The following is a 7,492-nucleotide window of genomic DNA, read 5'->3' as shown; positions in this document are numbered from 1 at the left end:
GGGCGGCTCCTTAGCTACCCGCGGCGGCGAACGGTTCTCAAGTTTCGCAGCCAGCGCGCGGCGCGACTCCCTGACTCCTCAGGCTGTTTCGCCGCGGCTCCGTCAAACGCCTGGACGGCTATCGGTGGAAGTTCCGCGACGGCCGGTTGCGGGGCCTTTTCGCCCTCCACAGCCTCGCCAGCACCCGGCTCCTGCCCTTCGGCCGGCTCCTCACCAGCAGCCGCCTCCGCAACGTCCGGCTCTACCCGCTCAGCCCCCGCCGGCTCCCCCGGCTCGCCGCCCTCCACAGCCTCACCAGCACCCGGCTCCTGCCCTTCGGCCGACGCCTCACCAGCAGCCGCCTCCGCCACGTCCGGCGCTACCCGCTCGGCGCCCGCCGGCTCCCCAGGCTCGCCGCCCTCCACAGCCTCACCAGCACCCGGCGCCTCCCCTTCGGCCGGCTCCTCACCAGCAGCCGCCTCCGCAACGTCCGGCTCTACCGGCTCGGCGCCCGCCGGCTCCCCAGGCTCGCCGCCCTCCAGAGCCTCACCAGCACCCGGCTCCTCCGCACCACCCGACGCCTCACCAGCAGCCGCCTCCGCCACGTCCGGCTCTACCGGCTCAGCCCCCGCCGGCTCCCCGGTCTCCACCCGCTCCCCGGCTTCTGCCACGTCTGGCTCAACCGGCTCAACCTCGGCCGACTCCTCGGCGACACCAGGCCCCTCAGCTTCTCCGGCCTCCTCACCAGCAGCCGCCTCCGCAACTTCCGGCTCTACCAGCTCAGCCTCCACAGGCTCGGCGGCCTCCCCAACTTCCGCCTCTACCGACTCGGCCTCCGCCTGCTCCCCGGCCTCCGCCTGCTCCCCGGCCTCTGCCACTTCCGGCTCAACCGGCTCAACCTCGGCCGACTCCTCGACCTCACCCTCCACAGGCTCGACAGCCGCACCCTCCACAGGCTCGACAGCCGCACCCTCCACAGGCTCGACAACCGCACCCTCCACAGGCTCGACAGCCGCCTCCACGACCGCCGCGCCAACGGGTTCCTGACCTTCACCCGGCTCTTCGGCCTTGACCGCCTCCTCGCCCTCGGCGGCTTCACCCTCGGCGGCTTCGGGCTCAACGTCAACGGGCTTGGCCGCAGCCTCAGCGGACTCGACCGGCTCCTCGGCAGCCTCACGTTCGGACTTCTCCTCGCCGGCCTCCGGTTCTTCAACGGCCTTCAGCGGCTTGTCCCCGCCACCCGCGCCGTCCCCGCCACCCGCGCCGTCGCCGCCACCCGCGTCAACCCCGCCGCCCGCGCCGTCGCCGCCACCCGCGTCAACCCCGCCACCCGCGTCGACCGCGCCACCCGCGCCGTCCCCGCCACCGCCCTTTTCGCCGGCAACCTCGTTCTCGTCGGCGACGACCGTCGCGGCCGCGACTACCCCACTGGTCGCAGCAACCGCGGTGAGTTCCTTGGCGACCTCGGTGACCAGCGATTCCTCTTCTTCGGGTTCTCCGGGCTCACCTTCTTCGGGCTTACCGCGGGGCTTACCGCGCAGCGTCGCGGGATCCTCGCGTCCCTTCGGTGCCACCATGATGTACACCATTGCGCCGATGAACACGAACGTCGATGTGAACGAGTTGATGCGAATGCCCGCAATGTGGGTGGCCGCGTCGCTGCGCATCAACTCGACCCAGAACCGACCGACGCAATATCCCGCCACGTAGAGCGCGAACAGTCGGCCATGTCCGATTTTGAACCGCCGGTCGATATAGATCAGCGCCACGAAAACAAGTACGTCCCAAAGCAATTCATACAGAAAAGTCGGATGAACCACCGCGGCCACCTGGCCGGTGGAAACCCCGTCAAGTGAGTGCACGTCGATCACGCCGGACGGATCGCGCCGATAGAAGATCTCCAGGCCCCACGGAAGGGTGGTGGGCCGGCCGTAGAGCTCCTGGTTGAAGTAGTTGCCGAGCCGCCCGATCGCCTGCGCCAAGACGATCCCCGGCGCTATCGCGTCACCGAACGCCGGAAGCGGTATGCCGAGCCGTCGGCACGCGATCCAGGCACCTACCCCACCGAGCGCCACGGCACCCCAAATCCCGAGGCCACCATCCCAAATCTTCAGCGCAGCAACGAACCCCGCGCCACCTTCGCCGAAGTAGGTCCGCCAGTCGGTCATGACGTGATACAGCCGACCGCCAATCAAGCCGAACGGCACGGCCCACAAGGCGATGTCGTAGATGACGCCGGGTTCTCCGCCCCGGGCGACCCAACGCCGGTCGCCGACCATCAACGCCACGATGATGCCGGTAATGATGAACAACGCGTATGCGCGGATCGGCAACGGGCCGAGGTGCCAGACCCCCTGGGGCGGACTCGGTATGTAAGCCAGCGTCGTCGTCACGCGGGGATCCTCTGCCGCACCCCGTCCGCCAATTCCCGTGTCAGCGTGCGCACCTGCGCGACACCCCCGTCCCCCAGCGCCGACACCAGCGCCGACCCCACGATCACCCCGTCGGCGTAGGTGGCGATCTCCGCGGCCTGCTCGCCGGACCGCACCCCCAGACCCACGCCGACCGGGATGTCCGACACCTGCTTGACCCGGCTCACCAGTGCTGGAGCCGCATGCGATACGACGTTGCGCGCACCCGTGACACCCATCGTGGACGCCGCATAGACGAAGCCACGCGACGCGTTGACGGTCGCCGCCAGCCGCTGCTGCGTCGACGATGGTGCAACCAGGAAGATCCGGTCGAGGTTATGCCGGTCGGAGGCCGCCAGCCATTCGTCGGCCTCGTCGGGAATGAGGTCCGGAGTAATCATGCCCAGACCACCGGCGGCGGCCAGATCGCGGGCGAACGCGTCGACCCCGTAGCGCAGCACCGGATTCCAATATGTCATCACGACGGCACGCCCGCCGGCGTTGCTGATCGCTTCGACGGCGACCAGCGAATCGCGCACCCGCACTCCGCCATGCAACGCCGCGTCCGTCGCTCGCGCAATCGTGGGCCCGTCCATACCGGGATCTGAGTACGGCACACCCACCTCGATGACGTCGCCGCCGGATTCGACTAGAGCGGTCATCGCCTCGATCGATTTCGGCACGTCCGGATACCCGGTGGGCAGGTACCCGATCAATGCGGAACGGTCATGCTGGCGGCACGACGCGAAAAGCTCGGCCAGCCGTGCAGGTTCAGCCACGTGCATCGCCCTCGTCGTCGAGCAGACCGAACCACTGCGCGGCGGTCGCGACGTCTTTGTCGCCACGTCCGGAGAGGTTCACCACGATGATGCTGCCAGGACCCAGCTCGGGGCCGAGCTGCAACGTGCCGGCGACGGCGTGCGCTGACTCGATCGCCGGGATGATCCCTTCTGTCCGGCACAACAGCCGAAACGCGTCCATGGCCTCCGTGTCGGTGATGGGCCGGTATTCCGCCCGTCCGACATCCTTCAGCAGGGCGTGTTCAGGACCGACACCCGGATAGTCCAATCCGGCTGAGATGGAATGGGATTCGATGGTCTGACCATCCTCGTCCTGCAGCAGGTATGAATAGGAGCCCTGGAAAGCACCCGGTGACCCGCCGGTAAATGTCGCTGCGTGCCTTCCTGTTTCGACACCATCGCCGGCGGCCTCGAAGCCGACCAGCCGCACGCCCGGCTCGTCGATGAAGGCGTGGAAGATGCCGATCGCATTGGAGCCTCCGCCGACACATGCCGTTATCGCGTCGGGAAGTCGGCCGGCCTGCGCCAGAATCTGCGCGCGTGTTTCCAGTCCGATCACGCGCTGGAAGTCGCGGACCATCATCGGGAACGGATGCGGACCGGCCGCTGTGCCGAAGCAGTAATACGTGCGATCGGCGTTGGTCACCCAGTCGCGGAACGCTTCGTTGATTGCGTCCTTGAGCGTCTGCGACCCGGACTTCACGGGCACCACGTCGGCGCCCAGCAGCCGCATCCGCGCGACGTTCAGCGCCTGACGCGCGGTGTCGACCGCGCCCATGTAGATCACACACTCCAACCCGAGCAGCGCGCAGGCGGTCGCCGTGGCCACCCCGTGCTGGCCGGCTCCGGTCTCGGCGATGACCCGCGTCTTGCCCATCTGCTTGGCCAGCAGCGCCTGTCCGAGCACGTTGTTGATCTTGTGAGAACCGGTGTGGTTGAGGTCTTCTCGCTTGAGAAAGATCCGCGCGCCTCCTGCGTGCTCACTGAGCCGTATGGCCTCGTAGAGCGGCGACGGCCGACCGCTGTAGTGGGTCTGCAAGCGATCCAGGGTGTCGAGAAATTCCTGATCGCTGCGGGCCTTTTCGTAGGCCGCAGTGACTTCTTCGATGACCGCCATCAGCGCTTCGGCGACATACCGTCCGCCGTACACACCGAAATGACCCCTGCTGTCGGGATCGTGTTTCGTGGGTTCGGCGATGGCCGCGCTCGAACGCGGGAGTTCGGTGCCGGCGAGCTCAGGCACGTTACTGGCGCGTGGTTTTCGGGCAGGACGGATGCGTGCCGGCGGTGACGAGGTCGGCCACGGCGCTCCGGGGATCGCGGCTGGTGACCAGCCCCTCGCCGACCAGCACGGCGTCGGCACCCGCACCCGCGTAGGCCAGCAGATCGGCAGTGCCCCGAACGCCCGACTCCGCGATGCGGATGACGTTGGTGGGCAAGCCCGGAGCGATCCGCGCAAAGCAATCGCGGTCCACCGTCAGCGTCTTCAGGTCGCGGGCGTTGACGCCGATGACGCTGGCGCCGGCTTGCAACGCACGATCGGCCTCTTCTTCGGTGTGCACCTCGACGAGAGCCGTCATACCCAACGACTCGGTGCGGTCGAGCATCGAGACCAACGCGGACTGCTCCAGCGCGGCGACGATCAGTAGCAGCATGTCGGCGCCATGCGCACGGGCCTCGTGAATCTGATAGGGCCGAACGATAAAGTCCTTGCGCAGCACCGGCACCGACACCGCCGCGCGGACCGAGTCCAGGTCGGACAGCGAGCCGTTGAATCGGCGCTCTTCGGTGAGCACGCTAATGATGCGCGCGCCGCCATCCTCGTAGGCGCGGGCCAATTCCGTGGGATCCGAAATGGTCGCCATCTCACCGCGTGACGGGCTCGCGCGCTTCACCTCGGCGATCACGCCGATGCCCGGTGCGCGCAATGCCGCCATGACGTTTTGCGGCGGCGGAGCGTCTCTGGCGGCGGCCTTGACGTCGGCCAACGGCACGACGGCCTCGCGAGCGGCAACGTCGGCACGCACTCCTTCGATGATGGAGTCGAGCACGGTTGCCGAACTCATCGCCTTTCGGCTCCTTCCTGAAACCCCGCCGCAGGCACGCGGTCGAACGTCACCGAAAGGGTAGCCGCCGCGGGCGGGCAGCCCGTCACCGACCCTCGGTGTCCGGATCCCGAGTCGGGTCACGGCCCTCGTCGATGGCATCCCACATCATCCGTTCTGTCATCGTGCCCCTTGAATCACCACGTACCGCCGCGGCACGCCGTTCAGCAGGTGACGCATATCTCGTCGCGGCGCGTGCGCCATGGACCGCGCCGCGCATCAGCAGGACCGCCGCGACGAGCGCCGTCACCCCGGCCGCCAGTGTCACCGCCGCGCCCGCGTAATGCCGCTCGCCGCCAAGCAGCGACGCGACGGGAACCTGCGCCAGGTCGGCGCCGCGCACCGAGACGTCGCGGCCCACCCACAGGCTGATGGCCAGGTAGCCGGCGCCGGCACTGGCGGCAGCGACGAGCACCGCAAGGAGCCGCAGTAACCAGCCCCGCAATGCCAGGGCGGCGACCGCCGCAGCCAGCAGCAGCACCGCCAGCGGAATCAACGCCGTCGACCAGGACGACCCGGACAGCGTCGCCGTGCGGGGCCGGCCCAGCCCGTCGAAGGATTGCACGATGACCCACGGCAGTCGCGACGCCACCCACAGCCCCAACGCGGCGACGACCAGCAGCAGCTGGGCGAAGCGGATCATTGCGCCGGCGGGGTCAGCGTTTCGGCGGCGGCGATCGCGTTGAGCACGGCCTTCGCCTTGTTTGCCGCCTCGGTGTACTCGTAGGGGCCGTTGGAGTCGGCCACCACACCACCCCCGGCCTGCACGTATGCGGTGCCGTCGCGCATCAGCGCGGTGCGGATCGCGATCGCGAAGTCTGCGTTGCCCGCGAAGTCCAAATACCCGACCACCCCGCCGTAGAGGCCGCGCCGGGTCTTCTCGACCTCTTCGATCAGCTCCATCGCCCGCACCTTCGGCGCGCCGGACAGCGTCCCGGCCGGGAAACAGGCGGTCACAGCGTCGAGGGCGGAGCGACCCTCGGCGAGCTGGCCGGTGACCGTCGAGACCAGATGCATGACGTGGCTGTAGCGCTCGATGTGGCTGTAATCGTCGACGCGGACGGTGCCCGGCCGGCAGACCCGACCGAGGTCGTTGCGGCCCAGGTCCACCAGCATCAGGTGCTCGGCGCGCTCCTTCTCGTCGGCCAGCAGTTCCTTCTCCAGCAGCAGGTCCTCTTCGTCGGTGTCGCCCCGCCAGCGGGTGCCGGCGATCGGGTGGGTCGTCGCCCACCCGTCCTTCACGGTCACCAGCGCTTCGGGGCTCGAACCGACGATTGAAAAGTCCAGGCCCCCTTCGTTGTTCGGCACGTGTAGCAGATACATGTACGGGCTGGGGTTGGACACCCGCAACATCCGGTACACGTCGATCGGGTCGGCGTCGGTGTCCATCTCGAACCGCTGCGACGGCACGACCTGGAAGGCCTCCCCCGCCTCGATGTCGGCGACGAGGCGCTCCACGATCGCCCCGTACTCCTCTATGGTGCGCTGGGCGCGGGGCATGGGTGCGGGCCGGTCGAAGATTGCGACGGTCGACGGCAGGGGCTGGCCCAGCGCCTTGGTCATCACGTCGAGCCGGGCCACCGCGTCGTCGTAGGCCCAGTCCACACGCTCGTCGGTGCCGTTCCAGTTCACCGCGTTGGCGATCAGCGTGATGGTGCCCTCGTGGTGGTCGACGGCGGCGACGTCGGTAGCCAGCAACAGCACCATGTCGGGCAGTTTCAAGTCGTCCACCGCCAGTTCGGGCAGCCGTTCGAGGCGCCGCACCATGTCATAGGCGAAAAACCCGACCAGGCCGCCCGACAGCGGGGGCAGCCCCGGCACCTCCCCGGTGGCCAGCAGGTTCATCGTCGCCTGCAGGGCCTGCAACGGGTCGCCGCCGCGGGGCGCGTCCTGCGGCGTCACACCGAGCCACGCCGCCTCGCCGTTTCGGACGGTCAGCGCGGAGGGGGCACCCGCGCCGATGAATGACCACCGCGACCACGACCTGCCATTCTCGGCGGATTCGAGCAGGAACGTGCCCGGACGATTGGCCGCAAGCTTGCGGTACGCCGAGAGCGGGGTCTCGCTGTCGGCGAGCACCTTGCGGGTGACGGGCACGAACCGGTGCTCGGCTGCCAGCGCGTGGAACTCCTCGCGACTGGTCGTCGTGGCGAGATCGGCGGTCGACGGCACGTGTTCATCTTCCCATCCCGTGTTT

The 7,492-nt window shown here is 68.7% G+C and carries 6 protein-coding genes; all 6 read right to left on the bottom strand.

The features are described 5' to 3' along the window. Positions 1–14: 14 nt before the first annotated feature. The 6 genes from lgt to VKG81_RS18465 all read right to left on the bottom strand — a co-directional run bounded on the left by lgt (position 15) and on the right by VKG81_RS18465 (position 7,467). On the bottom strand, positions 15–2,372 hold the full coding sequence (gene lgt / locus VKG81_RS21590; protein WP_414685320.1) for a prolipoprotein diacylglyceryl transferase: 2,358 nt from the start codon (positions 2,370–2,372) through the stop codon (positions 15–17). Continuing rightward, positions 2,369–3,169: a tryptophan synthase subunit alpha gene (gene trpA, locus VKG81_RS18485; RefSeq protein ID WP_414685319.1), complete on the bottom strand. Its 801-nt coding sequence runs from the start codon at positions 3,167–3,169 to the stop codon at positions 2,369–2,371. Before trpA ends, lgt begins: the two co-directional genes overlap by 4 nt. Next, positions 3,162–4,433 carry a tryptophan synthase subunit beta gene (gene trpB, locus VKG81_RS18480; RefSeq protein WP_324398024.1) on the bottom strand — a complete coding sequence of 424 codons (1,272 nt, stop codon included), beginning with the start codon at positions 4,431–4,433 and terminating at the stop codon, positions 3,162–3,164. Before trpB ends, trpA begins: the two co-directional genes overlap by 8 nt. Before the next feature lies 1 nt (position 4,434). Continuing rightward, positions 4,435–5,256, bottom strand: coding sequence for an indole-3-glycerol phosphate synthase TrpC (gene trpC, locus VKG81_RS18475; protein WP_324398023.1), 822 nt, complete (start codon positions 5,254–5,256; stop codon positions 4,435–4,437). 85 nt (positions 5,257–5,341) lie between these two features. Next, positions 5,342–5,938: a TIGR02234 family membrane protein gene (locus VKG81_RS18470; protein ID WP_324398022.1), complete on the bottom strand. Its 597-nt coding sequence runs from the start codon at positions 5,936–5,938 to the stop codon at positions 5,342–5,344. Then, positions 5,935–7,467, bottom strand: coding sequence for an anthranilate synthase component I (locus VKG81_RS18465; protein WP_324398020.1), 1,533 nt, complete (start codon positions 7,465–7,467; stop codon positions 5,935–5,937). Before VKG81_RS18465 ends, VKG81_RS18470 begins: the two co-directional genes overlap by 4 nt. Positions 7,468–7,492 lie beyond the last annotated feature (25 nt).

The organism is Mycobacterium sp., assembly GCF_035314905.1.
Taxonomy (GTDB): domain Bacteria; phylum Actinomycetota; class Actinomycetes; order Mycobacteriales; family Mycobacteriaceae; genus Mycobacterium.
The sequence above is the reverse complement of the archived record's forward strand: the minus strand, read 5'-3'. Positions and strand labels throughout refer to the sequence as shown.